Origin of the sequence: Paenibacillus sp. FSL M7-0802, from assembly GCF_038004945.1 — a bacterium.
GTDB classification, from domain to species: domain Bacteria; phylum Bacillota; class Bacilli; order Paenibacillales; family Paenibacillaceae; genus Paenibacillus; species Paenibacillus polymyxa_B.
This window is the reverse complement of the sequence record NZ_JBBOSD010000001.1, coordinates 2,253,320-2,279,723: the sequence shown is the minus strand read 5'-3', so window position 1 is coordinate 2,279,723 and position 26,404 is coordinate 2,253,320. Positions and strand designations below refer to the sequence as shown.

General features: G+C 47.9%; 22 protein-coding genes. 14 read left to right on the top strand and 8 right to left on the bottom strand.

The features are described 5' to 3' along the window. Positions 1 to 10: 10 nt before the first annotated feature. Complete coding sequence (locus MHB54_RS10670) at positions 11 to 1,033, top strand: methionine ABC transporter ATP-binding protein (RefSeq protein ID WP_023986715.1); 1,023 nt, start codon at positions 11 to 13, stop codon at positions 1,031 to 1,033. After that, positions 1,030 to 1,695 carry a methionine ABC transporter permease gene (locus MHB54_RS10665; RefSeq protein WP_023986716.1) on the top strand — a complete coding sequence of 222 codons (666 nt, stop codon included), beginning with the start codon at positions 1,030 to 1,032 and terminating at the stop codon, positions 1,693 to 1,695. Before MHB54_RS10670 ends, MHB54_RS10665 begins: the two co-directional genes overlap by 4 nt. On the opposite strand, the gene MHB54_RS10660 is transcribed toward MHB54_RS10665, so the two are convergent. Both MHB54_RS10660 and MHB54_RS10655 read right to left on the bottom strand, forming a co-directional pair. After that, positions 1,692 to 2,066 carry a MerR family transcriptional regulator gene (locus MHB54_RS10660; protein WP_023986717.1) on the bottom strand — a complete coding sequence of 125 codons (375 nt, stop codon included), beginning with the start codon at positions 2,064 to 2,066 and terminating at the stop codon, positions 1,692 to 1,694. The genes MHB54_RS10665 and MHB54_RS10660 overlap by 4 nt on opposite strands. 99 nt (positions 2,067 to 2,165) lie before the next feature. Then, positions 2,166 to 3,146, bottom strand: a complete 981-nt coding sequence (locus MHB54_RS10655) for an aldo/keto reductase (protein ID WP_023986718.1) — start codon at positions 3,144 to 3,146, stop codon at positions 2,166 to 2,168. A 275-nt stretch (positions 3,147 to 3,421) separates the two neighbouring features. Between MHB54_RS10655 and MHB54_RS10650 the strand changes: the two genes are divergently transcribed. From MHB54_RS10650 to MHB54_RS10635, 4 genes are all read left to right on the top strand, one after another. Further along, positions 3,422 to 6,838, top strand: coding sequence for an S-layer homology domain-containing protein (locus tag MHB54_RS10650; RefSeq protein WP_340981597.1), 3,417 nt, complete (start codon positions 3,422 to 3,424; stop codon positions 6,836 to 6,838). Positions 6,839 to 6,999: 161 nt separating this feature from the next. Then, positions 7,000 to 10,143 carry an ATP-binding protein gene (locus tag MHB54_RS10645; RefSeq protein ID WP_075153612.1) on the top strand — a complete coding sequence of 1,048 codons (3,144 nt, stop codon included), beginning with the start codon at positions 7,000 to 7,002 and terminating at the stop codon, positions 10,141 to 10,143. 156 nt (positions 10,144 to 10,299) lie between these two features. After that, complete coding sequence (locus MHB54_RS10640; RefSeq protein ID WP_069080461.1) at positions 10,300 to 11,451, top strand: response regulator; 1,152 nt, start codon at positions 10,300 to 10,302, stop codon at positions 11,449 to 11,451. 240 nt (positions 11,452 to 11,691) lie between these two features. Continuing rightward, positions 11,692 to 11,844 (top strand): hypothetical protein, encoded by a 153-nt coding sequence (locus tag MHB54_RS10635; RefSeq protein ID WP_167348614.1) that lies wholly within the window; start codon positions 11,692 to 11,694, stop codon positions 11,842 to 11,844. A 163-nt stretch (positions 11,845 to 12,007) separates the two neighbouring features. Here the strand turns inward: MHB54_RS10635 and MHB54_RS10630 are convergent, their stop codons facing one another. After that, positions 12,008 to 13,777, bottom strand: a complete 1,770-nt coding sequence (locus tag MHB54_RS10630) for an alpha-glycosidase (protein WP_071559414.1) — start codon at positions 13,775 to 13,777, stop codon at positions 12,008 to 12,010. 151 nt (positions 13,778 to 13,928) lie between these two features. On the opposite strand from MHB54_RS10630, the gene MHB54_RS10625 reads away from it, so the two are divergent. From MHB54_RS10625 to MHB54_RS10605, 5 genes are read left to right on the top strand one after another with little or no spacing between them, the layout of a single operon-like run. Next, complete coding sequence (locus MHB54_RS10625) at positions 13,929 to 14,603, top strand: response regulator transcription factor (RefSeq protein WP_023986723.1); 675 nt, start codon at positions 13,929 to 13,931, stop codon at positions 14,601 to 14,603. Continuing rightward, entirely contained in the window at positions 14,603 to 16,033 is a 1,431-nt protein-coding gene (locus tag MHB54_RS10620; protein ID WP_053324498.1) for a sensor histidine kinase, read from the top strand. The genes MHB54_RS10625 and MHB54_RS10620 overlap by 1 nt, the downstream gene beginning before the upstream one ends. Before the next feature lie 59 nt (positions 16,034 to 16,092). Beyond that, positions 16,093 to 17,010 (top strand): ABC transporter ATP-binding protein, encoded by a 918-nt coding sequence (locus MHB54_RS10615; protein ID WP_023986725.1) that lies wholly within the window; start codon positions 16,093 to 16,095, stop codon positions 17,008 to 17,010. Next, positions 17,007 to 17,723: an ABC transporter permease gene (locus MHB54_RS10610; RefSeq protein ID WP_264454258.1), complete on the top strand. Its 717-nt coding sequence runs from the start codon at positions 17,007 to 17,009 to the stop codon at positions 17,721 to 17,723. Before MHB54_RS10615 ends, MHB54_RS10610 begins: the two co-directional genes overlap by 4 nt. Then, the gene (locus MHB54_RS10605) at positions 17,723 to 18,451 is read left to right on the top strand and encodes an ABC transporter permease (RefSeq protein WP_075153614.1); all 729 of its coding nucleotides are present in this window, start codon (positions 17,723 to 17,725) and stop codon (positions 18,449 to 18,451) included. The genes MHB54_RS10610 and MHB54_RS10605 overlap by 1 nt, the downstream gene beginning before the upstream one ends. 72 nt (positions 18,452 to 18,523) lie before the next feature. On the opposite strand, the gene MHB54_RS10600 is transcribed toward MHB54_RS10605, so the two are convergent. After that, positions 18,524 to 19,480, bottom strand: coding sequence for an L-lactate dehydrogenase (locus MHB54_RS10600; protein WP_023986728.1), 957 nt, complete (start codon positions 19,478 to 19,480; stop codon positions 18,524 to 18,526). 537 nt (positions 19,481 to 20,017) lie between these two features. Here MHB54_RS10600 and MHB54_RS10595 point away from each other — a divergent pair. The 3 genes from MHB54_RS10595 (at position 20,018) to MHB54_RS10585 (ending at position 22,042) form a co-directional block, all read left to right on the top strand. Beyond that, positions 20,018 to 20,842, top strand: coding sequence for a MerR family transcriptional regulator (locus tag MHB54_RS10595; protein ID WP_069080456.1), 825 nt, complete (start codon positions 20,018 to 20,020; stop codon positions 20,840 to 20,842). Between the two features lie 144 nt (positions 20,843 to 20,986). After that, complete coding sequence (locus tag MHB54_RS10590) at positions 20,987 to 21,808, top strand: serine/threonine protein kinase (protein WP_069080455.1); 822 nt, start codon at positions 20,987 to 20,989, stop codon at positions 21,806 to 21,808. A 114-nt stretch (positions 21,809 to 21,922) separates the two neighbouring features. Beyond that, complete coding sequence (locus MHB54_RS10585) at positions 21,923 to 22,042, top strand: hypothetical protein (protein WP_013369112.1); 120 nt, start codon at positions 21,923 to 21,925, stop codon at positions 22,040 to 22,042. A gap of 179 nt (positions 22,043 to 22,221) precedes the next feature. On the opposite strand, the gene MHB54_RS10580 is transcribed toward MHB54_RS10585, so the two are convergent. From MHB54_RS10580 to MHB54_RS10565, 4 genes are all read right to left on the bottom strand, one after another. Next, entirely contained in the window at positions 22,222 to 22,407 is a 186-nt protein-coding gene (locus tag MHB54_RS10580) for a hypothetical protein (RefSeq protein ID WP_071559410.1), read from the bottom strand. Between the two features lie 92 nt (positions 22,408 to 22,499). Then, positions 22,500 to 24,047, bottom strand: a complete 1,548-nt coding sequence (gene gntK / locus MHB54_RS10575; protein WP_028541194.1) for a gluconokinase — start codon at positions 24,045 to 24,047, stop codon at positions 22,500 to 22,502. A 42-nt stretch (positions 24,048 to 24,089) separates the two neighbouring features. Further along, positions 24,090 to 25,451 (bottom strand): GntP family permease, encoded by a 1,362-nt coding sequence (locus tag MHB54_RS10570; RefSeq protein ID WP_025722432.1) that lies wholly within the window; start codon positions 25,449 to 25,451, stop codon positions 24,090 to 24,092. A 131-nt stretch (positions 25,452 to 25,582) separates the two neighbouring features. Next, complete coding sequence (locus tag MHB54_RS10565; RefSeq protein ID WP_069080452.1) at positions 25,583 to 26,278, bottom strand: GntR family transcriptional regulator; 696 nt, start codon at positions 26,276 to 26,278, stop codon at positions 25,583 to 25,585. Positions 26,279 to 26,404: the final 126 nt, after the last annotated feature.

Sequence of the window (26,404 nt, the reverse complement as noted above, 5' to 3'; positions counted from 1 at the left end):
GTTAGGACTCATGATTGAACTTAGGAATGTATCCAAAACCTATGTGAGAAAAGGTCTAAGTATTGAAGCGTTAAAAAATATAAATATCAAAGTGGATAAAGGAGATATTTTCGGATTTATCGGATTCAGTGGTGCAGGGAAAAGTACGCTGATCCGTTTGGTCAATCGTCTGGAGAAGGTAACCAGCGGAGAGGTTCTTGTTGAGGGGGAGCAGTTAAATACCTACTCGACCTCTGGGCTTCGGAAGGTAAGGAAGAAGATCGGAATGATTTTTCAGCATTTTAATCTGCTGGAATCGAAAACAGTGTTCGACAACATTGCAATTCCGTTGGTGCTGCTTAAGCGCAACAAACGGGAAATAGAGGGGCGTGTAAAAGAGCTCTTGGCGTTCATAGGATTGTCCGACAAGGCGAATAGCTATCCCAACGAGCTTTCCGGCGGACAAAAGCAGCGTGTAGGGATTGCACGGGCGCTTGCGAGCAACCCGTCCATTTTGCTCTGTGATGAGGCAACCTCGGCACTTGATCCGCAGACCACACAGTCAATTCTCGACTTGCTTCGCAAAATCAATAAGGAATACAAGATCACCATTTTGATCATCACCCATGAGATGTCGGTGATTCAGCGAATTTGCAATAAGGTAGCCGTAATGGAAAAGGGGGAAATCATCGAGCAGGGCAATGTCCTGGAGGTATTCGGGCAGCCGCAGCACCCAACGACACAGAGCTTTGTACGCACGGTCATTCACGATACGGTACCCGAGAGTGTGCTGCAAACGTTCGAACAGCAAGAATCGCAGCGAATATACAAGCTGGAATTTATAGGGCAGGTTGCTTCTGATCCGGTGGTTCATGAATTGATTCGGCAGCATGATATCCACGTGAACATTTTGTTTGCCAACATGACGGAGATTCAAGAAACGACAATTGGCTATATGACGATCCAACTGCGCGGCGGACAGCATGCCGTTCAGCAGGCTGTTGATTTTCTCAAGAGCAAAGGAGTCCATATTCAGGAGGTAGAGAGTCTATGATGATTACAGGAACTACGATCACCTGGGATCAACTGTGGGAAGCTTTGTATGAATCCGTGCTCATGGTCAGCATATCATTATTCATTGGTGCCCTGATCGGTATCCCTATCGGTATTTTACTCGTCATCACTCGTCCGGGTGGAATTCTGGAGAACAAATGGCTGCATAATATTTTGAATCCGATCATTAATATTGTTCGTTCCTTACCGTTTATTATCTTGCTGATTGCGATCATTCCGTTAACCCGTCTGATTGTGAATACATCCATTGGGACCAGTGCGGCAATTGTCCCCTTGATTGTATATATTGCGCCATATATCGGCAGGCTGGTCGAAAACTCGCTGTTGGAGGTGAATCCGGGGATACTGGAGGCAGCAGATGCGATGGGGGCGACTCCATTCCAGGTCATTCGATACTTTTTGCTTCCTGAGGCATTCAGTTCTCTGATTTTGTCGTTAACGACAGCATCTATTGGTCTGATTGGTGCTACTGCTATGGCTGGTGCGGTCGGTGGAGGCGGAATTGGCGATCTGGCGATCGCGTATGGCTATCAACGTTTTGATACGCTGGTTATGCTGATTACCGTCATCATTCTAGTCTTGTTTGTTCAAGGTGTTCAGTCCTTGGGGAACCTGCTCTCCCGCAAAGCACGTAGGGGTTAAATTAGATGTTTTTCTTTTTTACCTATTGTCTGTTCATAGCTTGTAATTTTATAATCCATGCGTTCCAATACGTTGTTCATATCTGCCATTTTTGCAATGAGCTGCTTACGTTGCTCCATTAGGAGTTCTTTTCTAGCATTTATCGTTTCATCACCCTGCTGGAACAACCTAACGTACTCAATCAAAATTTCAATGGGAAGCCCTACGCCTCGCATGCATTTGATATATTCAACCCATCTGCAGTCTTCTTCCGTGTAATCCCTGATTCCACTTTTATTACGGTTCACACGCGGAATAAGTCCGATGCGTTCATAATAGCGGAGTGTATCCTGAGATAGTTCGAATTTTTTGCTTACTTCTGCGATCAACATGCAGACTTCACCTCCTGATTTCTGATCAAGAAACGCCCTATGTAAATGGATAGGGCATTCTTGTTGTTTCTTATTTCGAAACTTTCATTTCATCCATATTTACTGAGCGCCAACTACCGGATGAGGAACATATGGCTCTTCCAGCAATGCAATTTCTTCAGATGTTAACGTAATCGAAAGAGCAGCTACTGCATCTTCGAGATGAGACGTTTTCGTAGCACCGATAATGGGAGCTGTTACCGGTTCTTTCTGTAGCAACCAGGCAAGTGCGATTTGAACGCGAGGAACTCCACGTTTTTCTGCGATGGCCGCAACCTGCTCCACGATCAATCGATCGGTATCGGCAGTCGCATCGTATTTAGATTTCGCAACCTGATCGGTTTCGGAACGATGTGTTGTTTCCTGCACATCACGCGTCAATCTTCCACCTGCAAGCGGGCTGTATGGAATCACACCGATTTTTTCTTCTTTACAAAGCGGCAGCATCTCTCTTTCCTCTTCACGATATAAGAGATTTAAATGATTCTGCATTGATACAAATCGGGTCCATCCATTCTTTTCAGCAACATGTAACGCCTTCAGAAACTGCCATGCGTACATGGCAGAAGCACCAATATATCTTGCCTTCCCGGCCTTCACAACATCATGTAATGCTTCCATCGTCTCTTCAATAGGGGTATTGTAATCCCAGCGATGGATTTGGTACAGATCCACATAATCTGTCCCCAGTCGCTTAAGGCTCTTATCTATTTCACTCATGATAGCCTTTCGGGAAAGTCCCGCACCATTCGGGCCTTGATGCATACGGAAATGAACCTTTGTCGCGAGGACAATTTCATCTCGATTCGCATAATCCTTTAAAGCCCGTCCAACAATTTCTTCGCTAGTTCCATCTGAATATACATTCGCGGTATCAAAAAAATTAATACCTAGCTCCAGGGCATTTTTTATAATTGGACGACTGCGCTCTTCATCTAGTATCCATGGGTGAATCCACCGTTCTGCAACCCCAAAGCCCATACACCCAAGACAAAGCCGGGATACATCCAAACCGGTATTTCCAAGTTTCACATAGTCCATTTAATTATACCTCGCTTTCCTAGATATTGTTTTCTTCAAATGTAGTCTACTCCAGCTACTTACACCGGATATTATTACATTTGGAGTTCACTCCAAGTCAAGCGATTTTGTAGCGTGATGCCATCATATAGGTCTTATTGTTCAGAATCGGTTCAGTGGGGTTTCGTATAATTTTCTTAGCATAGTTCCTTGGTTGCATAAATCGTAGAACTAAACATGACTAAAGCCTTTGGAAAAACAGGATATATGCCAATAAATAGCGTCTAGGAGTGGAAATGTTGAAACTTGTAAATCGAAATAAATGGATTGCATCTGCGATGGTATTGGGTATTGCTTCAGGTTCAATCGTATCTCTGCCTTGGGTGGGCGGCGTCCAGACTGCTTATGCAGCGACAGCAGATTCGCAAAGCGAAACTGGATTTGTAGCACAAGCTCGCACCTTGGGTTTGATGACAGGCGGTAAGCAGGGCGATTTTATGGCGCAAAAGAATTTGACCCGCGCAGAGGCGGCTAAAATTTTGTGCAGTCTGTTCCAGTTGGAAGTTAACAATCAGCCGCAGACTTCTTTTATGGATGTGTCATCCGATGCATGGGGTGCTCCCTATATTGAGGCTGTACGTGCAGCCGGGTATATGACAGGTAACGGGGAACTGTTCCGTCCGGGGGATGCCATTACCAAGGAAGAACTGATCGTATCGCTAGTACGTGCAATGGACTTACAGGATGCCAGCACAGCGAATGCACAGCAAAATGCAGTTCAGGTTGCCCGCTCTTACGGTCTTTTATCAGAGGATGCTTCTGCAACGGATTTGAAAAATCCATTGAACCGGGAGAGTGGTGCAGAAGTATTCGTCAGCCTGCTGGATCATCCGGTAGGAGAAGTGAAATCAGAGGGCAATACCGTTCGCATCGGAAATATCCCTTACCAGTTGGAAGGGTCTTTGCAAGGTTTGTTCGGTGAAAATAACAAAGCTGTATTAAAAGGGGCGAAATTCAACCTTAACCGTAACTTGCGTACACTGACAGGTGTGAATAAGCTGGAAATTAACGCAGACGGTGGCGTTTTTGACGGCAAGGGTGTGTCTTTTGAGGGGCGCCTGATCGTTAATGGCTCGGTAACCTTGAAGAACATGTCCTCCACAGGGGTATTGGAAATCAAAGGTACAGGGAATCAGCCTGTATCGGCCATTTTAGAAAATACGGCATGGTCCGGTGTGGAGCTGGGCTCTAAGGATGCCAAGCTGACAGCAACCGGGACAACGAAGATTGACAACCTGACGCTGAAAGATGATGCATCGATCGTGACCGAAGGAAATGCCGCGATTAGCCGCGTTTCTTTGCAACAGGGACTGGGCAAGCTGTTGGTTAGCGGTAGTATTGGTTTGCTGGATGCATCACAATATGTGGGCGTTCCTTTTATTACGCTGGCTAAGGGAGCTGCAATCAACCAGCTTAACCTGCCGGAACAAAAACAGCCGCAGGATGTTATCATTAACTATGATGCGATGAAAGAAGCTGTTAGTCTCGTAAATGGTACGAAGAACTCATCCTCTGCTGGATCGGTTGTCACGGACACAGATAGCAAAGATAAGAAAAAACACGATAGTGACATTATCAGCGTAGACCGCAGTCAGCTGGAGACAGAAGTCCATGCAGCCAAAGAACTACTGGAGCGTGCAGGTGAGAGTGGAACAGATCAGGCGCTTTACACGGCCGCAGCGAAGGAAAGCCTGTCCATAGCAATCAATCAAGCTATGCTGGTACTGAACAATACAGCAGCTACACAGGCAGAGGTAGATCAAGCGCTCAGCACATTGAAGCAGGATGTTTCTGTGTACACAGCCTCAGCCACAGAACCAGTGATTGGGACACAGGAATTAACTAGACTGATTCAGGTAGCTTCGACTACCCTTGAACAAAACCGAATGGTTGGCGACGAATTCCCGCCTCTTTGGGATGAATCACTAAGTCAAGCTATTCAATTTGGCAACAATGTGCTGGAAGGGAATGCTCCTCAAAATATTGTGGATCGGGAAGTAGTAAGCTTGCGTCGAGTAATTGAAGTCTACAATGCATCAGTAAAACTCAGAGATACCTATCTGCATTTTCTCGATGTAACGGATCGTGTGGAGAATATGAAAACTGACAAAGCGCGTTACAAGTCCTTAGTGAGGGAAGGATTAAGTGTATATGTGAACCCATTAGCTACAACTGAGCAGTTGGACGAATGGACACGAAAAATAAAAGATACGACAGAAGCATTTCTGGCATTGCAAGCAGCAGACTTTTCAGTGCTTAAAAATACTTTACAAGAAGCGCAGGTTATCTACGATCAGAGTGGCTCTCAAAATGTTGAACTGGGCAACCTCATTCAGGAATATACAGAGAAGATGCACACCGCTATGACGCAGCAGGACGTATTGACCTTGAACATGGAGCTGAGTCAAAGACTTGCGGAATTCACTGCTCCAGTGCCTGCTACAATTCGGGAAAAACTGCAGCAGCTGGTTCAAGACATTCATCTAAAACTGCTGTCTAACCCTGTAGCTCGTAATTACTTGAATACGGAAATGCTGTCTTTAGAGCAACAAACAGCACAAGCCAACTTTGCACTCATTATGCCGTTTACTCCTGAGGAGCAATTGGTGATCTCTTATAATCAATTAAGTCAGGCTAAAGGGACCTATATTGAAAAATATAACGAGAAAAGACTACAATTGAGAGCCGAAATCATTGAAATGCAGGCATCGATCAATGGAATTTTGGTGCAAAATTCAGGCGCATTAAGCGCTGAAGCCCAGCAAGCCTTGTCTTCTGCATCAGAGCATGCCTCCATTTTCTTAGGTCTGCCTAGATTTGAATTGCAAGACGTGGTTCCTGTATACGAGGAGTTGCAACAGGTACAGAGCCAGTATGCTGTACCAATAGCAGTGGATACTACGTTGTTAAGTTTCAACATAAATTTAGCTAATAATGAAGTTCAGACGTTCGGCCGTCATTATACCGAACAAGATAACGAGGAACTTCAAGGGCAAATTAATCAGGCAAGCCTTGTGCTTAATACTCCGGATAGCACACAGCTGCAGGTAGACCAGGCTAACACGGATTTGATTACAGCGTTTGCGAACTACCAATCCAAATGGATAGTAACTGATTATGATATCAATGAGCTCAAGACCATTGCGAACAATCTGCTCACAGCAAATGGTACAGATCCTACGACGGTCTACTTTCACAGAGTAGTGGATGCATTCAATCGTCTGGACCAGTATTATCCTATGCCGGAAATTAAGAAAAATTATATGAATCTGGAAGATGCGATTCAGGAGTATAAAGATTTTGTAGCCAGCCAGCAACAAAACAGCGGAACAGGAAGCAGCGACAGCAGTGGTGGAGCAACACCGCCAAGCGATAGCAGCGGAACAGGAAGCAGTGACAGTAGTGGTGGAGCAACACCGCCAAGCGATAGCAGCGGAACAGGAAGCGGCGACAGTAGTGGTGGAGCAACGCCGCCAAGCGATAGTAGCGGAACAGGAAGCAGTGACAGTAGTGGTGGAGCAACACCAACAAGCGATAGCAGCGGAACAGGAAGCGGCGACAGTAGTGGTGGAGCAACGCCACCAAGCGATAACAGCGGAGACGATTCAGGCTCGATTCCTGGCGGTGGTAATGATGAAGGCATGATTCCTTAATAAGGGAAATAAAGGAAGTAAAGGATGTATAGAAGGGGACGATTCCGCACAGATTTTTGTCTGCGGCGGGCGTCCCTTTTTGCATGGGGGGCGCTTCTAATACAGCTGGTTAGAATAACCGATACTAAAAGATAGACGATATTGAAAAGAGCGGGGGATTTATGAAAAAACAGGGTGTTTTATTTTTTATTATACTTCTGCTTGCGGTTGCGTTGCCGGTGTATCCGTTGGTGTCGGGTGTATTATCTGGAAACAGTCATTGGAAAGCTCATAACGGCGTTATAAATTTGCGTAATTGGCATCCCGAAAAGGAAGGCCCTGTACAGCTGGGAGGGGAGTGGGAATTTTACCCCAACCAGCTTGTGCAACCTTCAGCCTTTCATGAATTGCAAGATAAGGATTGGGTAAATCATCAGAGTTCTTCAGAATTGGGGATGGAAACGGGATATTCTACCAAGATTGTGGATGTGCCTGGTAGATGGAATCAGTGGATGCCTGAGGGACAGGCGACCGGATATGGAACCTATCATATTCGTATCCTGTTGCCTGAAAAAGCGGAAAATCTGTACGGCATCTATATGCAAAACATTCGGAGTTCCAGCCGAGTATGGATTGACGGAGCAGAGGTAGGAGCGAGTGGTATTCCCTCTGTTTCTGCCGACAAAGGCAAGCAGGGCAATGCTCCTTATGTTGGATTTGCAGCGGTAGATGGACAATCGGTAGATATTACCGTGCATGTGGCTAATTATAGTTATTCCTCCGGTGGGATCATTTACCCATTGTTATTTGGGGATTACGAGAGTATTACGCATAGCCGGGAAGTTGCAATGGCAGAGGACACCGTACTGATAGCGGGTTTTTTTATGCCTACCGTATTTTTTATCATGCTGTATCTTTTACGTAAAAAGGAGAAGGCATTGCTTTACTTAGGATGCTTTTGCATCGCGGCTTTATTTTACATTCTGACACATGGAGAAAAGCTGCTGGTCTGGGGAATTCCGGACTTACCTTATGAATGGATACTGAAAATACAGTCGTTCTCTTCAACGCTGTTCTACTATTTTTTGATCCGGTATGTTCATCTTTCGACGCAGATTGTTATGAATCGGATCGTGCTGCGCCTCTATAATATTACAACCGCACTGATGCTAGGTATGGGTCTAATGTTGCCTACACTGATACTCTCATCCTTTGAAGCGTTTATTCTTCTTTTTGGCGTAGTTAGTGTGGGATATGTATTACTGATCTTGATTCGTGGACTTCTTCAACGGACGGATGACGCTGCACTGCTAGTCATTAGTATTATGAGCATACTTATGATTGTAGTGACTAGTTTTGTGTATATTTTGGGCTGGGGAGATGTGCGCGGGGTGACAGCCTATGAAATGCTCATATTCGTATTGGCTCAAACGCTTCTGCTGGCCAAACGTTTTGTACATTCGTTTATGGAGGTTGAGAACCTGTCACGACGGTTGCTAACACTGGATGGGTTAAAGGACGAATTCCTGGCGAACACGTCACATGAGTTGCGCACTCCTCTACATGGAATTATTAATATCGCTCAATCCATGCTAGATCGTTACGGGGCACAATTCAATGAGCCGCAAAAGCACAACTTGTCCTTGATTGCGAATGTAGGACGCAGACTTTCTTATTTAATTAACGATATTCTGGATTTTTCTAATTTGAAAAATGGAAGATTAGCCTTAAATCGTCGGCCTGTTAATGTACAGGCAGCTGTAAATTCCGTGCTGGAGGTATTGGGTCATACGGTGGGTAAGAAAAAGCTGCAATTCGTCAAAGAATGGCCCAATTCGTTACCCAAGGTGGATGCGGATGAGGATCGGCTGATTCAGATTTTGTACAATTTGTTGGGTAATGCGGTGAAATTTACGGAGGAAGGCGAAATCGTAATCTCTGCCAAAGCGGGGAACCGCGAAATGGAAATCAGTGTGAAGGATACCGGGTCCGGTATTGCCCAGGAGCATCTTTCGCATATATTTGAACCTTTTAACCGAGGGGCGAATGCTGAGGATGAAGGATACAGTGGGACAGGGCTTGGATTAGGAATAGTCCGTCGCCTGGTGGAGTTGCATGGTGGTCATATCCGGGTAGAATCTAGATTGGGCAAGGGTTCGACCTTTTATTTTACACTACCCTTGGCGCAGACCGGAACGTTGGCACATGAAGCTCAAAAAGATGTTTCGTCTGCGGTTATATTGCAGCCTGGCGTGACGTCGGGTCAGAATGTGATTCCGCATGAAGAGGATGCACTGGAGCAAGTTCAGACTGTTCCCTACAAAGTGCTGGCTGTGGATGATGATGAGGTTAATCTTCGGGTGCTGGAGGAGCTATTATATACCACAGGTTGTAGCGTGGTGGCAGTGGATCATGCCGAGGAGGCACTTCACATGCTGAATGGCCGTACCCGATTTGACCTAGTCATTACGGATTGGATGATGCCGGAAATGTCCGGTATTGAGCTGTGCCGACGGATACGGGAACGGTATTCCCTGTCCGAGCTACCAGTGTTGCTGCTGACGGCACGCGACCTGCCCGGCGATATCCGCGCGGGTTTTATGGCGGGAGCTAATGATTTTCTACGTAAGCCTGTTGATGCTGAGGAATTAAAGGCGCGTGTGCGCACGCTGTTGAACATGCGTCATTCGGCGGAGGAAGCGGTGCGTTCGGAAATGGCCTTTTTACAGGCACAAATCAAGCCACATTTTCTGTACAATGCATTGAATGTTATTGTATCGACCGTAGCCGTAGACCCGGATAAAGCAGCGGAGCTGCTCATGGAGCTGAGTCAGTATTTGCGGGGCAGTTTTGATTTTCAGAACAGGGAGAATACGGTACCGTTATCCAAGGAGCTGGAATTGGTAGAATCGTATGTGGCACTGGAAAAAGCACGATTTGAAGAACGTTTGCAGGTGACCGTAGAGGTAGGAAGGAACATCCGGTCGCTTATCCCGCCATTAAGCATTCAGCCCATCGTGGAAAATGCGATACGACATGGTGTGATGCAACGGGCAACAGGTGGAACCGTGCGAGTGGTTGTGCAGGAGGATGGAACCGATTTTGTAGTCAGCGTGACCGATGACGGCGTAGGGATTCCGTCCGAGCGACTGGAACAGCTGTTGTCGGAGGATCATGTATCTTCCAGCGTGGGACTGCGGAATATCCATCGCCGTCTTATCCATATGTATGGAGAAGGATTGCGGATTGAAAGTAATTCAATGCAAGGGACGACGGTAAGCTTCCGTGTGCCGGAAACGATCTCGCCCCGGAATACCGATGAATAAAAAAAGTACAGTACATTTGTCGGAAAAGCTAATGTCGCGTCCGCGATGATACGATATATAAAATATAAGGAATTAAAAATTGTAAGGATAAAGCAGATAGCATGTAAATAGAGCATCATGATGGATGGTTGCAGCAGGAAGGGAGTACAGACACAAATGAAGGCGATTTTGATTGATGATGAGCGGTCGGCATTAACCTACTTGGAACGGTTGCTGGAGGCGGACGGACGGTTAACGGTAATGGGCAAATATACGTCTGCACAAGCGGGGCTGGATCATCTGGCGGCAGAACGTGCGGATATTGTTTTTATAGATATCGGAATGCCAGAGATGAACGGTCTGGAGGCCGCCGAGTGGATTCAACAGCTGGATTCCCATATTCATATCGTCTTTGTGACCGCGTACTCGGAATATGCTATTGAAGCGTTCGAGCTGCAAGCACTGGATTACTTGTTAAAGCCCGTTCATGCCCGGCGGCTATCCAAAACGTTAGATCGGATTGCAGCCACGCTGGCTGATCCCCGTTCTTCCAGCTTGGGAGTTACAGCAGAGCAATCCCCCAAGGTACGTTGTTTTCAAAAGCTTGAAATTTTGGAGGATGGACAGGAAGCCGTAGGAGCGAAACCCTTCAAATGGCGCACATTAAAGTCACAGGAGCTATTTTCCTTTTTACTACACCATGAAGGGGAATGGGTGAGCAAAGAACAATTGCTGGATGCGCTATGGCCTGAATATCATTTGGACAAGGCTGTTGTTCACCTGCACACGTCCATTTACCAAATCCGCAAGGCATTGAAAGAACGGATGCAAGATACGAAGCTGGAATACAATCTGGATCGCTACCGCTTGAACCGCAATGGCTGGATTACAGATGTGGAGCTATTCGAGCGGGGAATATCCGAATGGGCTGCATCCGGTAGCGGCGGTACGCCGCGTATTGAGAGCCTGTTGGCTCTATACCGTGGCAACTATCTGGAGGAGTACGATTACCCGTGGGCGTATGCAAAAAGGGAGAAGCTGCGCAGTATGTATCTGGCATGTGCTTCTGAGCTGGCGAGAGACGAGCTTCGCTCAGGTCGTACCCGGCAGTCTGTTCAGCGCTTACTCAGCCTCCAGCAACGGGAGCCGTACTCAGACGATATCTGCGGTCTGCTGCTGACCGCCTATGCCCAACTGGGCGATTATACCGCTGCTCAAAAGCATTATGAAAGCTTCGTCAGAATACTGGAAGATGAGTTGGGTATTGAGCCGCAGCAGGTGACGCACCAGTTGTACGTGCAATTGAAAACACAGACGCTACCTGCGTAAACTGCTGTACTGGCTCAGGTAGCGCTAAAAAACCGCTTCAAGGTATCTCCTTGGAGCGGTTTTTTGCATGGATGGAAATTTCGTTTTTTTGTGTGAATCACCGAGCCTCTTTTCTCTATGATCCGCTATTCGCCGCTACCTGTTTTCTACAGTGGCATATTCATATAGCATATCTCTTCACGGTTGAGTCGTAATTGAGAGGTTTAAGGAACTCACGTATATATTTAAGGAGGTATTGCATTGGGGAGAACAAGACGAACTGGATTTAAGAATAAAAGAGTTTCGGTGGTCGTCAGACAATCTTCTTCAGCTCAGACAGGACAAGGCGGTAACCCCATTTCGATCAATGCTTCGGATGTTGGGGTAGTAAGAACAGATGTTAAAAATAAATAAACGGCTTGGATAGAAGTTCTTATTCGACGTAAAGAGACCATCAGGAACAAGTAAACATCTTGTTCCCGGTGGTCTCGCTTTTTTTGCCGTTATTCGGCAGGTACCTTCATCAGCATCCGCCTATATAGGCGGATGCCTTGCTTCCCGTCTTGACATCGTCCTCTTAAGCAGGTTTTACTGACCGAGCAGGTGCTGCCTTCAGTACAGCGTATCCGTAGGGTGGAAGCTTGGCGTGCAACCCCTTCGCTCCTTTGGACCACTGGCTTTCGCCAAAAGCTAATTGCCATTCCTGCTCAGGAATGTCCAGTTCAAAAACGTGCTCCTCATCGGAACGGTTGAGCAGCACGAGCAGCACCTCTTCCTCGCTGCGGCGCTCGTAGGCAAGTGAGGTGCCCTCTGGCTGTGCCTCCAGAAAGGTGATGCTTCCCTGATCACGGAGGACCGGGTGCCCCTTACGAAGCGCAATCAGTTCGCGGTAAAAGTCGAACAGCTCGCGGTCCTGCTTGTCGGTGTCCCACTCCATGCACTTGCGGCAGCCTGGATCGGCATCTCCATCCAGACCGATCTCATCGCCGTAATAGATGCAGGGTGCGCCCATGTACGTGAACTGGAACAGGGCGGCCAGTCGCATCAGCCGCTTGTCATCCCCGCACAGTGTCAGCAGGCGTGGTGTGTCGTGGCTATCCAGCAGATTGAAGGCAACCTCGGATGCTTGCTGCGGATAGCGGGCCAGCTGTCGTCCGATGGCGAAGGCAAAGTTTTGGGCATCGGTCACTTTTTTGACGAAAAAATCATTCACCGCGTAGGTGAACGGATAATTCATCGTTGCATCGAATTGGTCCCCCTGAAGCCATTCAGACGATTCATTCCACATTTCACCCAAAATGTACGCATCTGGATTGGCCTGCTTGACCGTAGTACGGAATTCCCGCCAAAAGGCGTGATCCACCTCGTCTGCCACATCCAACCGCCAACCATCGATGCCGATTTCTTCGATCCAATGTTTTGCTACATCCAGCAGGTACTTTTTCACCTCAGGATGTTCGGTGTTCAGCTTGGGCATCATTGGTTCCAGCCCGAATGTATCGTACGTCGGTGTGCCATCCACCACTTCCAAGGGAAAGCTATGTACATGGAACCAGTCCTTGTAAGGCGAGGCTTCGCCTTTTTCCTGCACGTCAACGAACGGTTTAAACGTACGCCCTGAATGGTTGAATACCGCATCAAGCAGCACACGAATTCCTCGTTCGTGGCAGGCATCGACCAGTTTTTTTAATGTCTTTTTGTCCCCGAAGTGCGGGTCCACCTCCATATAATCCTCGGTATCATATTTATGATTGGTCGTTGCCTTGAACACAGGGGTCATATATATGGCGTTAATCCCTAGCTCGTTCAAGTGATCCAGGTGATCCAGAATCCCCTGTAGATCGCCACCAAAAAAATTGTCTCTTTGTGGCGTTCCGCCCCATGTCTCTGCACCTTCTGGGCTGATGGAGGGGTCACCGTTCGCAAAACGTTCCGGGAAAATCTGATAAAATACAGCATCCTTCACCCATGCAGGTGGCTTCAGAATATCAATCGGGTTCAAAAACGGATATTGGAACAGACTGTCTGCGTTCTGAGGTTCCTGGGTGGTGAAGTCGTCCTCGTTCATCCAAATACGTTCCTCACCATCTTCTAGCAAAAATCCATATTTCAGCCGACGGTGAGTAGGTTTTACGCTGCATTCATAGTAATCAAACCTGCCATCGGTAGCGAATTTGGACATCGGAACAAGCTGTCTAGTGCGGTCCCAATCGTATTTATCTCCGGTGAGAGCATGAACGGTATTCAGGTCATTTTTCTTCGCACGTAGCCGTAGAAATATCGTTTCATCATTATAACCAAAAGCCCAATTGCGTTTCGGGTGATGGTATATCGCTTCCAGCAGCATCGGGTAGGCCTCCTTTTTTCACGAGCATTCAAATTTGAAAATGTGAAGCGTATGTCGTATAAGGTAGTTATTAACCTTTTTAAGTGGGTCATGTACCATAAATGCTATAATGCCCATTACATAAAAGAAAAACGATAAGTAGGTGCCCATGATGAAAACAAATGTGTTATACATCGAAGATGACCAGGATATTGGTGCTTGGACGCATCAGTATTTGGAAGAGCGGAATTACGCTGTAGTATGGCTTCGCAGCGGGGAGGGGGCTGTGGAAGCAGCCCGTACGTGCCAACTCGTGATTTTGGATGTGATGTTACCCGGTCTGGATGGATTCACCATGGGGAAGCGGCTCAAGAAAGAGTACCCGGAGCTTCCCATTCTCATGTTGTCTGCCCGTACATCCATTGACGATAAGCTGCAAGGACTGGATTTCGCCGACGATTATGTAACCAAGCCCTTTCACCCGGACGAGCTCATAGCACGTATGGAGATTTTGCTGCGCCGATCGGGAACCGTGCCCGAAGAATCCTTACAACTGGGGCATCTCTCTGTCTTCTCTCCTGATAACCGTATTGTGAACCGTGATACCGGGGAGGAAATTACTCTGACAGGTAAGCAATATCACATTTTTGCTTATTTGCTGCGGCATTTGGGCCAGATTATGACGAAAGAGCAAATGTATGAAGCAGTGTGGGGGGACCCATATATTGACGGAGACAAAACTTTAATGGTCCACATCCGACACCTTCGCGAAAAGCTGGAGATTGATCCTGCGACACCCCGCATCATTGAGACGATCCGTGGTGTAGGATATCGGGTGAAAGCATAATGAGCAGGACGCGCAAGGATTGGAGGAGGCTGTACCCCAGCTCTAGGCCAGGTCAGGGAGGTCGGTTTCGCAGTTCACTGTTGTTCCGTTATCTGGTCATTATTGTGGTTGCTATGATGCTGTTGCCCATTGTGTTGCCTGCTACAGCCTTGATATATAGCGTGTTATTGAATTGGGGGGCGGAGCTCAAGCCTAAAAACGCTTACTATCCCTCTACTACCCATACCGAAAATAGCTGGCATCACGAAGCTGTAGCTTTGAAGGGAGCCACACCAGAGCAAATCTCAGCCCATCTGCGCAAAATACAACAAGATATGTTCCCTAAATCACAAATATTTTGGGTGGATACCGCAGGTAGAACAAGGTTGGAGTTACCGACACAACCTAACATGCCAAAACAATGGAACGCTGCGCAGGCTATAGCTTTTATGAAGCAAGCAAGCTATGAGGGGCCGTTTACGGTAGTAGCCTTTATTGGCGGGGGCAAGAATGATGTGAATCAGGGCTATATGGTGTTAAAAGTGCCTCGTTCGTTCTTTGAACAGCCACCTACAGATAGTAGCATGTTGATGTACTATCTCTTTTTTATCGTATTGATTCTGGGCACTTTTATATTCGTATCTCTTCTGTTTTTTGGAGGCATTCGGCGAAGACTGTTGCAGCTTCAGGCCGCCATGTCGCAGCGAGGAGAGGATGGCTTGCCTATTCTTGTTACCACTGGACGCCCGGATGAAATCGGCAAGCTGGAGGAAGCATTTAATCAGATGGTTGAGCAGTTGGCCGAGAGTCGGGGACGTGAGCGTCAGGAGGAAGAGCTGCGGAAGAGACTGGTCGCGGATCTGTCACACGATATTCGAACGCCGCTTACGGTCGTGCGTAGCCATCTGTATACACTAGATGGTGAAAATCTGAGCAGCAGAGGGAAACAGTCGATTACACTGATGGAAAACAAGCTAAAAGACCTTGGGAGTCTGATCGACAATCTGCTCACCTATAATCTGCTAGCTAGTGGAAAATACACTATGAATAACACACCACGTGATATCCTGCGGCTAGTGCGGGAGTGTGTAGCCAGCTGGTATCCGGTGTGGGAAAAGGAGGGCTTTGAAGTGGATATCGACTTGCCCGAGCATAGTATGGTGTGGAATGTCGATGAGCAAGGCTTCCGTCGTCTGCTGGACAATCTCTTTCAAAATGTAGTTCGCCATGCTGCCTCAGGCCGATTTATCGGTGTTCAAGTACAGAAAGATAATGGGACAGAGGCATTGGTTATCACAGATAAAGGGCCCGGTATGGAGCAACAGTCCAGTGAAAAAGGGGCAGGGATTGGTTTGGCGATTACAGAACTGCTGGCTCGCGAAATGAATTTGGAGAGGGAGATTTTCAGTTCATCAGCCGGGACAAGAATTCGTTTTTTAAACAAAACTTAAACTCAGAGTTCCCTTGGCTTTAAACTTGGCACGTTACGATAGGTGTCGAGGTGAGGAACTTGAACGAATACATTATTGAAACGAACAGTCTCAGCAAAATATACAAAGGCCGCGCGGCGGTTAATCAGCTGGACCTGAAAATAGCTCGAGGAGATATTTACGGATTTCTGGGTCCCAATGGAGCGGGGAAAACGACAACGATCCGCATGCTGCTTGGACTTATTCGCCCAACTCGAGGAACGATCCGTATATTCGGCAAAGATATTCGCAGACATAAGCTTGATATCTTGCGTAAAGTCGGCTCGTTGGTGGAGTATCCTTCGTATTATGGTCATTTGAACGCAATTGAAAATCTGGAGGCCATTCGCCGTATTTTGAATGTACCCAAGCAAAACATTGCGGAAGTGTTGGAGGTCGTCCGACTGACCAAGCATGCCAAACGTCCAGTCAAAGGCTACTCCCTGGGCATGAAGCAGAGACTGGGTATTGCAGCAGCCCTGCTTGGGAATCCCGAAGTGCTCATTTTGGATGAGCCTACGAATGGTTTGGACCCGGAGGGTATTCAGGAAATGCGCACATTGATTCAGGCGATGCCCAAGCAACGGGGGATCACCGTGCTGGTATCCAGCCATCTGTTGAGCGAGGTAGAGCATATGGCGAATACTGTGGGTATTATCCGTGAAGGAGAGCTGGTCTTTCAAAATACGATTCATAATCTCCGTCAGGAATCTGCGGGAGGAATTCGGATCGTAGTGTCGGAACCGGAAGCAGCCCAGTTGATTGCGCGTGAGCAGGGGTATCATTCGGTGAAGGACGGCTCGGCGCTGGATTTCGAGAACATGAATGATGCGGCTGTTGCGCTGCTGGTCAGAAGATTGGTCGAAAATACGCATGCCGTATACCGTGTGGAGGAACGCCGCAAATCGCTGGAGGATATGTTCATGCAAGTGGTGGGCAAAGGAGGAACTTCCTTATGATGCTGCGGGCGCTCACGGCGGATCTGCTCAAAGCACGCAGAAAGGGAATCTGGTTCCTGGTGTTTCTCGGTCCCCTTGGGCTGGTGGCGATGCAGGCGCTGAACTTTGGACTCCGCTATGACTATCTGATTCCGCGATACAAGGGCCATTTGTGGGAATCCTTGATGGATAACATCGCTATGTTTGTCCCCCTTGCGCTGGTGTTAGGAGCCACTATGGTCGCTTCCATGTTGGCGAATGTGGAGCATATGTCTAATTCCTGGAAGCAGCTACTGGCCTTGCCGATTTCCAAATTCAGCGTCTATATGGCCAAGCTGACGCTGGCGATCGGGATGCTGTGTGTGTCCTGTGTACTCCTGACGGTAGGGACGTGGGTGTTGGGCATGCTACTCGGCTTCGGAGGAGAGCCGGCGCCGATTGGAGAATTAGTGCGGCTTGGATTTTGGCCTTTAGGCGGCACGCTGCCTATGCTCGTATTATTGTTGTGGTTAACGGTCACGTTCCATAATCAGGCTCTGCCTGTAACACTGGGCATTACGTTAGGCATCGGCAGCTTGTTTGCTTCACAGCTGTCCGAATGGTTTCCGTTGGCCTGGCCTCAATTCGCATGGGTTGCACCTCAAGCGTGGATGTTTGCGTCCGTCGGGTGCGGAACGGGTGTGCTTCTGAGCCTGCTGACAGCGGCCCATTTTAGCCGAAAGGATGTGGCGTAATGTTCGGAGGATATGTACGGCTGCTTTCTGTTGAACGTATGAAAATGGCGAAATCGCCCGTCTGGCTCCTTGCGCTCGTCAGCCCGGCGATTGCCGTCCTGATTGGTTTGCTGGCAAACCCGGGAGGGAATTGGCAGGTGTTGTTGTCTGCCATGCTTACAGTTCATGCGCTGCTGTTCATGCCGATGCTGACCGCCGTATTTGCATCTCTGGTCTGCCGATTCGAGCATGGGGGCGGCGGTTGGAAGCAGCTGATGTCATTGCCATTGTCCCGCACGAGTCTGTATGCGGCCAAGCTGACCATCATTATGGCCTTGGTCGGATTGACCCAGCTACTGTTCGGAGGAGCGTTGCTGGGTGTTGGAGTTGTGCAGGACATGAACGGACCGATTCCATGGGCCGTGATCGCTCAAAGTTTGCTCGCCGGCTGGGTAGCCTGCCTGCCGCTGGCTGCGTTGCAGTTGATGGTGTCCTTCCTGTGGTCCAGCTTTGCCGCACCGCTTGCGTTGAATTTCGTCTTCACCGTGCCGAATATTCTGGTCGCCAATTCTCAAACCTACGGTCCGTACTATCCATGGACACAGCCTTTATTGGCGATGATGCCGAGTGGAAGAGACAACTTCGGGGCGTTCATGGTGCCAACGGATACACTGTTGACGGTTATAATAGGTAGCTTTGTCGTATTTACGTTGGCGGGACTGACAGTATTTCGTTATAAAGAGATATAGGGCGAAATACGGGGATTGCAAAAACTCCTTATCCTCAATGAGGGTAAGGAGTTTTTTTACTGTGCTATTGGTTTACACTAGGCCTGAAATGGCACGAATATTATTGCTGATAAGGTGGCAAGAGGCGTCGAACTTCGCTTGTTCCTCCGGACTTAGCTCCAGCTCGATGACCTCTTGAATTCCTCTGCTGCCGATAATTGCCGGAACGCCCGTGCAGACATCGGTGTGCCCGTACTCGCCGTCCAATACAGCAGAGACCGCTATAATTTTACCATCATCATTTAAAATGGAACGTGTAATGTATGCCAGCGCATTGGCAATACCAAAATAAGTGGCGCCTTTGCGGGTGAAGATCTCCCAGCCTGCATCCCGAGTTTTACGGGCAATGTCGTCCAGATCGACGTGGCTGAATCGTTCTTTATGCTGACGCAAAATGTGCAAGAGTGGCTTACCACCAATCGTGACGTGTGACCAGGCAACGAATTGGGATTCGCCATGCTCGCCAAGCGCATATCCTTGTACGCTGCGCGGATCTATGGAAAACACCTCAGAAAGCAACGTCTTGAGTCGCGATGAGTCAATGGAGGTGCCCGTGCCGATCACCTTGTTGCGTGGCAGACCGGATATACTTTGTACCATATACGTTACAATGTCGACAGGATTAGCGGCAATGACGAATATACCGTCGAAGCCACCCTCCATAATCGCTGTTACAATCTCTCTGGTAATAAGCACTGCGTCATCCAGCACAGATAGGCGGTCTTGACCCGGTTTAGGGTTGGCTCCAGCCGTTATAATCACAACGTCCATATCCGTGCAGTCTGCATACGTGCCTGCACGTACCTTGGTACGTGTGGACGTAAAATCCATACAATGGGACAGATCCAGTGCATGGGCCAAAGCCCGATCATACGTGCGGTCAATCATCATGATCTCATCACAAATGGACTGATTAACCATTGAGTAGGCACAGCTCGAACCGACCATTCCCGCGCCGACAATAGCTACTTTCCTTGCCTTCCCCTTCATCTATGTTGCCTCCTCGTTCCAGCGAACGTTAATATGCTACAAATTATGCCTGAAATCCATTTTACGTTACATAACATAACATATTGCTGATCTTTTGAAAATATCCATTTTTTTGTCTCCATTCTGGAAAATTAAAAATGAACTGTAAATAGAGGTGTCTTTCTAGGATTAATTGTAGAATGAACGTAAATTATCAATACTTTTACTGGAAGGTAGGAGAGGACGTTTCAATTTATATTTAAGGTGACCGCTGTATAAATTATAACATGGACCATGTTGATGGAAGGAATGGTGCCATAGAAATCATGAAAGTGTGACATTTATGTGACGCTCTTTAAAGAGTCTGAAGGGTACATAAAACGAAAGTATTCTCTTACAATGTCGTTTCTTGTATTTCTACAAATATTCCGTTATGACAAAGGTTCTTAGCAGTCTGCAATATTAGAACATTTTTGCCAAAGGGTTTCCAATGGATTTCGCGAATTCTACATATACAAGCTAATTTCTTTCCATACCATCCGGGGAGGTAATGATTAAATGGAAGAAAGCAAATCGACGACGGAAGCAGCAAAGCAGTTGGGAATCGGGGCGAGTACCCTTCGTAAATATGCAGCGGCGCTGGAGGAGCAAGGGTATGTGTTTCAGCGTTCCGCGAATCAATCGAGAATGTTCAGTGCTGAGGATGTTGAGTGCTTGAAGGTGATGCGGTGGGCATTGCGTGAACAGCATATGACGATGGAGCAGGCGGTTCAGGTGGTGCTTGAGAGAGTGACCGCTCCCTTTCAAATGGAGGATGAGGAATTCCGCTTGCCCCCCATCTCGGATGCTGAGTCACTGACCGCAACCTGGGAAGAAATAATGGCGGCGGCTGAGGGCAGGGAAGAGACGGTCATGCAGGCGCAAGCTGCTGCTACGGTTGAACTGACAGAGTTACAGGATGAAATGAATGCTCAGGAACTGTCAGAGGAACCCATGATGCAGCTACAGTCGCAGGAGGAGTTCCAGACTTTGGCATCTACCATTGAGTATAGATTGGAGCAAGCACCTGTATCCGTACAAACGCAGGAGTCCGTAGAGCCGCAAGAACTGGCGCAGATGCAGGACATGGTGCAAAACGCTTTGTTGGAAATGCGGAGCCGTTTGGAGGAGCTGGAAGCAGAGCACAGCCGTTTGGTGGAAAAGAATATCAGCCTGTCTAACCAACTGGAGGATCAAAAACGCTGGATGAAAGAAAAGGTTGACGAGGAACGAGACCGGCAGTTAATTACGAATTTGCGTACCTACCAGGGCAGGCAACGCAAATCGCGCGGTTCGTTGTTGTCCTGGCTTGGTCTGACACCGCGCAGACGCAGAGAGGCATAACCAGCATCTTTTTTGATAAAGACCATCAGACCTTCCCGGTTCTGATGGTCTTTTATCGTGGATGGTATAATAACGGAATATAAGAATACGAGAACAAGCCGCATAAGAAACGTTGCTGCGGCATGTAGAGGAAAGGATATAAATATGTTTGCTTGGTTGCGGAACGCATATGAATCATGGATGGATTATCCGAAACAGCCTGGCGATTTACTGAGCGGACGTTATGATGTTCGTTCGCTTTTAGGCATGGGGAGCTATGGTCTAACCTACCTCTGTCTGGATCGGCACAGCGGACAAGAGGTGGCAGTGAAAATGCCCAGACCGAGCAAACGGGCGAAGGCAGTTCAGCTATTGCAGCGCGAGGCTCATATTATGCGGCAGATGGAACACCCCTATATTCCGAAGCTGCTCGAAATTGTCGAGCATTCGAACGGAATAGTTGTGGTCATGGAATACATCTCTGGCATGACGCTGGAGGAGCTTATATTTGAACAGGAGCGTTCCTTTACAGAACAGGAATGCGTTGTCTACATTTTGGAGTTAATGGAGCGAGTTCTGCATGTGCATGAACGGGGCTATATCCATCGGGATATCCGCATTCCCAATGTGATTCACCGCGAGGGGAAGCCTTACCTGATCGACTTTGGTCTTGCTCTGGCGATGGGAGAGCGACAGGAGGATGTATTTACCGAATCCATGCTGGAAAAGCGCGCACCTGAGCGACAAGACGTCGCCGTCTACAGCGATTTGTACGATGTCGGACATTTAATGCTTTTTATGCTGTATAGCAGTTACGAGCCTCAGCCAGATCAACCGCCAGCAAGCTGGCAGGAAGAATTGAAACTGAGTTCACCTGTGCGTCAAATGCTGGAGCGTCTTTTTCAGATTCGGCCACGTTATGAGAATAGCCGACAGTTTATGCAAGAGCTGGAGGAAGCATTGTTGCTGCTTGAGATTAACCCATAGATAGTCCCTAAAAATAAACAGGCATTCGCCGCAAAAATGGGGGAATGCCCCCCTTACGCATTTGACCAGGTCTACATACAATGATTCTGTAAATGAGCGAAGGGAGTGTTGTAAATGAGTCATATGTGTGGAGTAGGCGGTATGGGTTGCGGCGTAGGAGCATGGACCTCTGTAGGAGCGATTCTTGTTCTGTTTATTTTGCTGGTGATCATCTCTAAAACCCTGTTTCTGTAATTTCGGTCATAACCGATTTCCTGTAAAATGCACAGATGTTGCCCTGCATAACGAAGGGCGCACAACAATAAAGCGAAGGCCCTTGAGATGAGAAGGGTCTTCGCTTTATAGGGTTTGAAGGAGCCTGTGGCATGCTTCTTGTGGTACGCTCTATTCCGTCGCTACTTCTTGTTGTTTGGCTAAGAACTGGAGTAATGACGGCGTTTATCTTTGTAATATCGGTGCCCATTGTGGCTATTCTTGTAACCGTCTGAAGAAGAATGGTGTTTACGTTCACGTTCGTAATAACGGTCTGAGCTGCTGTATCGCCGCTTATGAGAATGAGAGGTGGAATGTAGCAGGCGGTGCAGTAATTGTTTAAGCATCGTCTAATCCTCCTTCTTACCCTGCCCAACTGACATAGACAGGTTTTTATAAAAAGGTAATACGCAGCAGCGTTAGAACAGGTTCCACTAATTTAAGATTGTAGGGACTTGGCCTGAAATTCCGCAATATCCTTGAACTCTTCTTCGAATTTACGTGAAATGCGGATATAAATCGGTAGTAAATCGCGATAAATATCCACGTGTTCTGCTACAGGTTTGTGCTGGTGAGTGGTACCGATCATACCGGACACAGCATCCAGCGAATCAATCCGTCCCAGCGCGTACAAGCCCAGAATAGCTGCGCCCAGACATGAGCTTTCCAGACTTTCGGGGATAATGACTTCCTGATCGAAAATATCCGCCATGAGCTGTCTCCATAGCTCCGAGCGTGCAAATCCACCAGTGGCGTGAATGACTGACGGTCTGTCGATGACTTCTTCCATGGCGAGCATGACGGTATACAAATTGAACAGCACACCCTCCAGAGCGGCGCGAATCATATGCTCTTTTTTGTGACGCAGGGACAGACCGAAGAAGGAGCCGCGAGCATTTGGGTCCCACAGGGGCGCACGTTCACCGGATAAGTACGGAAGAAAGAGCAGACCGTCGGAGCCAGGACGTACCTGTTCCGCAATTTGGGTCAGCACATGATATGGATCAAGTCCCAGTCGTTTGGCCGTTTCCACCTCGGAGGCTGCAAATTCATCCCGGATCCAGCGGAAGACTATACCTCCATTGTTCACCGGGCCGCCGATGACCCACAGCTTTTCGGTTAAGGCGTAACAGAAAAAGCGCCCTTTGGCATCCGTGAGCGGCTTATCAACTACGGTACGGATGGCTCCGCTGGTGCCGATGGTAACCGCGACAACTCCAGGTTTGATCGCATTCACACCGAGGTTGGACAAGACACCATCGCTGGCCCCGATTACAAAAGGAGTCGTCTTCAGTAGACCCATGTCATGCGCATAGGTCTCATCCAGCCCTTTGAGCACATGAGTTGTCGGCACCAGCTCGGATAGCTGCTCCTTCGTCACACCTGCAATGTGCAGTGCTTCCTCATCCCAGTCCAGCTGCTGCAAATTCATAAGTCCGGTTGCAGAGGCAATCGAGTGGTCCACGACATATTGGTGGAATAACCGGGCAAAAACGTACTCCTTAATGGAAATGAATTTATACGTCTGGGCCGCAATATCCGGTAAATCCCGTGTAATCCACATCAGTTTCGTTAGCGGTGACATGGGATGAATGGGCGTTCCGGTACGTAAGTAAATGTCGTGTCCGTTGTATTCATGTTTGAGCGCTTCGGCCCATTTGGCGCTACGGTTATCTGCCCAAGTGATGGAGGCGGTCAGCGGTTTGCCGTTCTTATCCACCGCCAGTACACTGTGCATGGCCGAACTAAAGGAGACGAACAGCACATGCTCGGCTGACACTCCGCTTTGTTTCATGATCTCTTGCACCGTCGTTACGACAGCTTTGAAAATATCTTCCGGGTCCTGTTCTGCCGCATCCGGCTCAGGTGTATGGAGCGGATAGCCCACATGGTGCTGGGCGGCAATATTGCCGTTTTCTTCGAAAAGCACCGCTTTGGTACTGGTTGTGCCGATATCGACGCCGATCATATATCGGGTGTCTGTCATATTCAATCTCCCCCTTCACTTACCGTTATTAGCTCATTATCGTTAAATTAACACACTCAGCAGCATAATCAAACCGAAAGCGACCAGGGAGAGGATGGTTTCCATAACGGTCCATGATTTTAGAGTCTGCGGAACCGTCATATTGAAAAACTCTTTAATCATCCAAAAACCGGCGTCATTCACATGAGACAAGATCAGCGACCCGGCTCCTGTAGCAAGGACGACCAGTTCGACATTCGCGCCGGGAGTAAGTGCCAGCACAGGTGCGACAATACCGGAGCCTGTCGTCATCGCGACTGTCGCTGATCCAGTGGCTACACGAATGAGCGCAGCGACCAGAAAAGCAAATACAATCACATTCATATGGGCTCCTGTAGCGACCGCTGCAATGGCCTGACCTACACCGCTGTCGATCAATACCGTTTTAAATGCACCGCCGCTCCCGATAATTAAGATAATAGAGGCTGTTGGTGCCAGACATTCACTGGTAAAACGGGACAAGTCCTCTTTCTTTAGACCACGTGCATAGCCTAGCGAGAAAAAAGAGAACACAGCCGCAATCAGCAATGCCATAACCTCATCACCAATGAATTTGAAAAATACAGTGAGCGGATGTGTATTGGCCGGGTCTACGATTTCAGCGACTGATCCGCTAAGCATTAGAATAACAGGCAACAAAATAGTGAACAGAGTAATCCAAAAAGGAGGCAACGACCGTCCCGTCGTATTTCTGAACTGCTCGTCCAGCCTCTCGGAAGGTCTGACCATGATTCTTTTGCCAATCCAAGCGCCGAAGACCGGGCCTGCAATAATGGCGGATGGAATGCCCACGATGAGTGCATATCCTATCGTGCGTCCAATATTGGCGTTAAAGGCTTCAATCGCGATCATCGGAGCCGGGTGGGGCGGTAAAAGGCCGTGTACCGTCGATAGTCCTGCCAGCATTGGAATACCGATTTTCAGCAGAGACATATTCATTTTACGGGCAACCGTGAACAGGATGGGAATTAATAAAATAATACCAACCTCAAAAAATACTGGAATACCCACGATAAAGCCTACGATCATCATCGCCCAATGAACGCGTTTTTCACCAAAACGATCCATCAGTGTGGTCGCGATGCGTTCGGCACCGCCGGATTCTGCCATCATTTTACCGAGCATGGTGCCTAAACCGATCACGATGGCGATGGAGCCGAGCGTACTGCCGAGCCCCTTGGTGATGGAGGCAGTAACTTCATGTCCCGGCATCCCGTTAACCAGTCCGAGAAATACCGACGAAAGCAGCAGTGAAACGAAGGGATTCCATTTGAATTTGGCAATCAGCAAAATCAAAAGAATGACGGTAACTAGCGCCCATATGAGCAGGGACGCGTTATGACTCAAGCCGAGTAATGTGTTCATGAAGGTATGCCTCCTTATTCATATAATGTAGCTAAATGTATACTTGTCGACAACTTTAATGTAAAAGAGAACCGCGCCAGCAAGAAACGCATGAAGCGCGGTACATCGACTCTTTGTCACGCATGTTGCGGCTAGGACGATGTCTTTCTGTAGGGAGACAGAACGCTATCGTTAACCGCGTTGCGGGTATCTCGGTAATGATCCTCAATAAATCCCGATAACTCCTGAGCATTCCCTTGACTTAAAGCGTTTGCAAAGGTTCGATGTTTGTGAATCGTGACTTGCGATTCTTCGATGTTAGACGCAAATCGTTGTTCTGTCGCAGCTAACATGACCGTCAGGATTAGCTGTCTCATACCGTTCCAGGTATGAAGAATACGGGTATGGCCTGCTTCCAGAACCAGAGCCTCATGAAAATTAAAATCCTGAAGAGAAAATTCAACGACATCCCTGTACTTGAGAGCGACTTCCATTTTGTCAATCATCTGATTCAGAACAGTCACCAATGTGGCATTATCACTATGTACATACCTTTGTACAACAAAATGCTCAATCAGCATTCGCACATCGAATAGCTCCTCCATATCACCGGGTGTCATGCCGACGACAACCGCCCCCATGCGCTCCAAACGGATCAGTCCTTCGCCCGAGAGTGCCTTCAAGGCTTCACGCACCGGAGAACGACTGGTACCAAAATCGGCACCAATCTGATTCTCAGATAGCACAGTACCTGGCGTCTGAATGCCCCGTATAATCTGAAGCCGGAGTTCACAAGCAATCCTTTCCCCAAGCGATGCGCCCTGTAACCAGGTTGTTGGATATTTCATAGGATACTCCTATCTTGGAAATAATTTTGCATACTGGTATACAAGTTATGGAGTATTATATACCCCGTTTAAGATCCTTGTAAACGGTGTCAGTTGACATCGGTTCCATTTCGCTGCTTTTAGCGT

What these genes read in the sequence shown, in the direction of transcription:
- MHB54_RS10590 (WP_069080455.1), top strand. Translation starts at nt 20,987, where the DNA reads ATGTTTGCTTGGTTGCGGAACGCATATGAATCATGGATGGATTATCCG.
- MHB54_RS10610 (WP_264454258.1), top strand. Translation starts at nt 17,007, where the DNA reads ATGATGCTGCGGGCGCTCACGGCGGATCTGCTCAAAGCACGCAGAAAG.
- MHB54_RS10585 (WP_013369112.1), top strand. Translation starts at nt 21,923, where the DNA reads ATGAGTCATATGTGTGGAGTAGGCGGTATGGGTTGCGGCGTAGGAGCA.
- MHB54_RS10670 (WP_023986715.1), top strand. Translation starts at nt 11, where the DNA reads ATGATTGAACTTAGGAATGTATCCAAAACCTATGTGAGAAAAGGTCTA.
- MHB54_RS10660 (WP_023986717.1), bottom strand. Translation starts at nt 2,066, where the DNA reads ATGTTGATCGCAGAAGTAAGCAAAAAATTCGAACTATCTCAGGATACA.
- MHB54_RS10570 (WP_025722432.1), bottom strand. Translation starts at nt 25,451, where the DNA reads ATGAACACATTACTCGGCTTGAGTCATAACGCGTCCCTGCTCATATGG.
- MHB54_RS10640 (WP_069080461.1), top strand. Translation starts at nt 10,300, where the DNA reads ATGAAGGCGATTTTGATTGATGATGAGCGGTCGGCATTAACCTACTTG.
- MHB54_RS10600 (WP_023986728.1), bottom strand. Translation starts at nt 19,480, where the DNA reads ATGAAGGGGAAGGCAAGGAAAGTAGCTATTGTCGGCGCGGGAATGGTC.
- MHB54_RS10650 (WP_340981597.1), top strand. Translation starts at nt 3,422, where the DNA reads ATGTTGAAACTTGTAAATCGAAATAAATGGATTGCATCTGCGATGGTA.
- MHB54_RS10565 (WP_069080452.1), bottom strand. Translation starts at nt 26,278, where the DNA reads ATGAAATATCCAACAACCTGGTTACAGGGCGCATCGCTTGGGGAAAGG.
- MHB54_RS10580 (WP_071559410.1), bottom strand. Translation starts at nt 22,407, where the DNA reads ATGCTTAAACAATTACTGCACCGCCTGCTACATTCCACCTCTCATTCT.
- MHB54_RS10655 (WP_023986718.1), bottom strand. Translation starts at nt 3,146, where the DNA reads ATGGACTATGTGAAACTTGGAAATACCGGTTTGGATGTATCCCGGCTT.
- MHB54_RS10630 (WP_071559414.1), bottom strand. Translation starts at nt 13,777, where the DNA reads ATGCTGCTGGAAGCGATATACCATCACCCGAAACGCAATTGGGCTTTT.
- MHB54_RS10605 (WP_075153614.1), top strand. Translation starts at nt 17,723, where the DNA reads ATGTTCGGAGGATATGTACGGCTGCTTTCTGTTGAACGTATGAAAATG.
- MHB54_RS10595 (WP_069080456.1), top strand. Translation starts at nt 20,018, where the DNA reads ATGGAAGAAAGCAAATCGACGACGGAAGCAGCAAAGCAGTTGGGAATC.
- MHB54_RS10620 (WP_053324498.1), top strand. Translation starts at nt 14,603, where the DNA reads ATGAGCAGGACGCGCAAGGATTGGAGGAGGCTGTACCCCAGCTCTAGG.
- MHB54_RS10665 (WP_023986716.1), top strand. Translation starts at nt 1,030, where the DNA reads ATGATGATTACAGGAACTACGATCACCTGGGATCAACTGTGGGAAGCT.
- gntK (WP_028541194.1), bottom strand. Translation starts at nt 24,047, where the DNA reads ATGACAGACACCCGATATATGATCGGCGTCGATATCGGCACAACCAGT.
- MHB54_RS10625 (WP_023986723.1), top strand. Translation starts at nt 13,929, where the DNA reads ATGAAAACAAATGTGTTATACATCGAAGATGACCAGGATATTGGTGCT.
- MHB54_RS10645 (WP_075153612.1), top strand. Translation starts at nt 7,000, where the DNA reads ATGAAAAAACAGGGTGTTTTATTTTTTATTATACTTCTGCTTGCGGTT.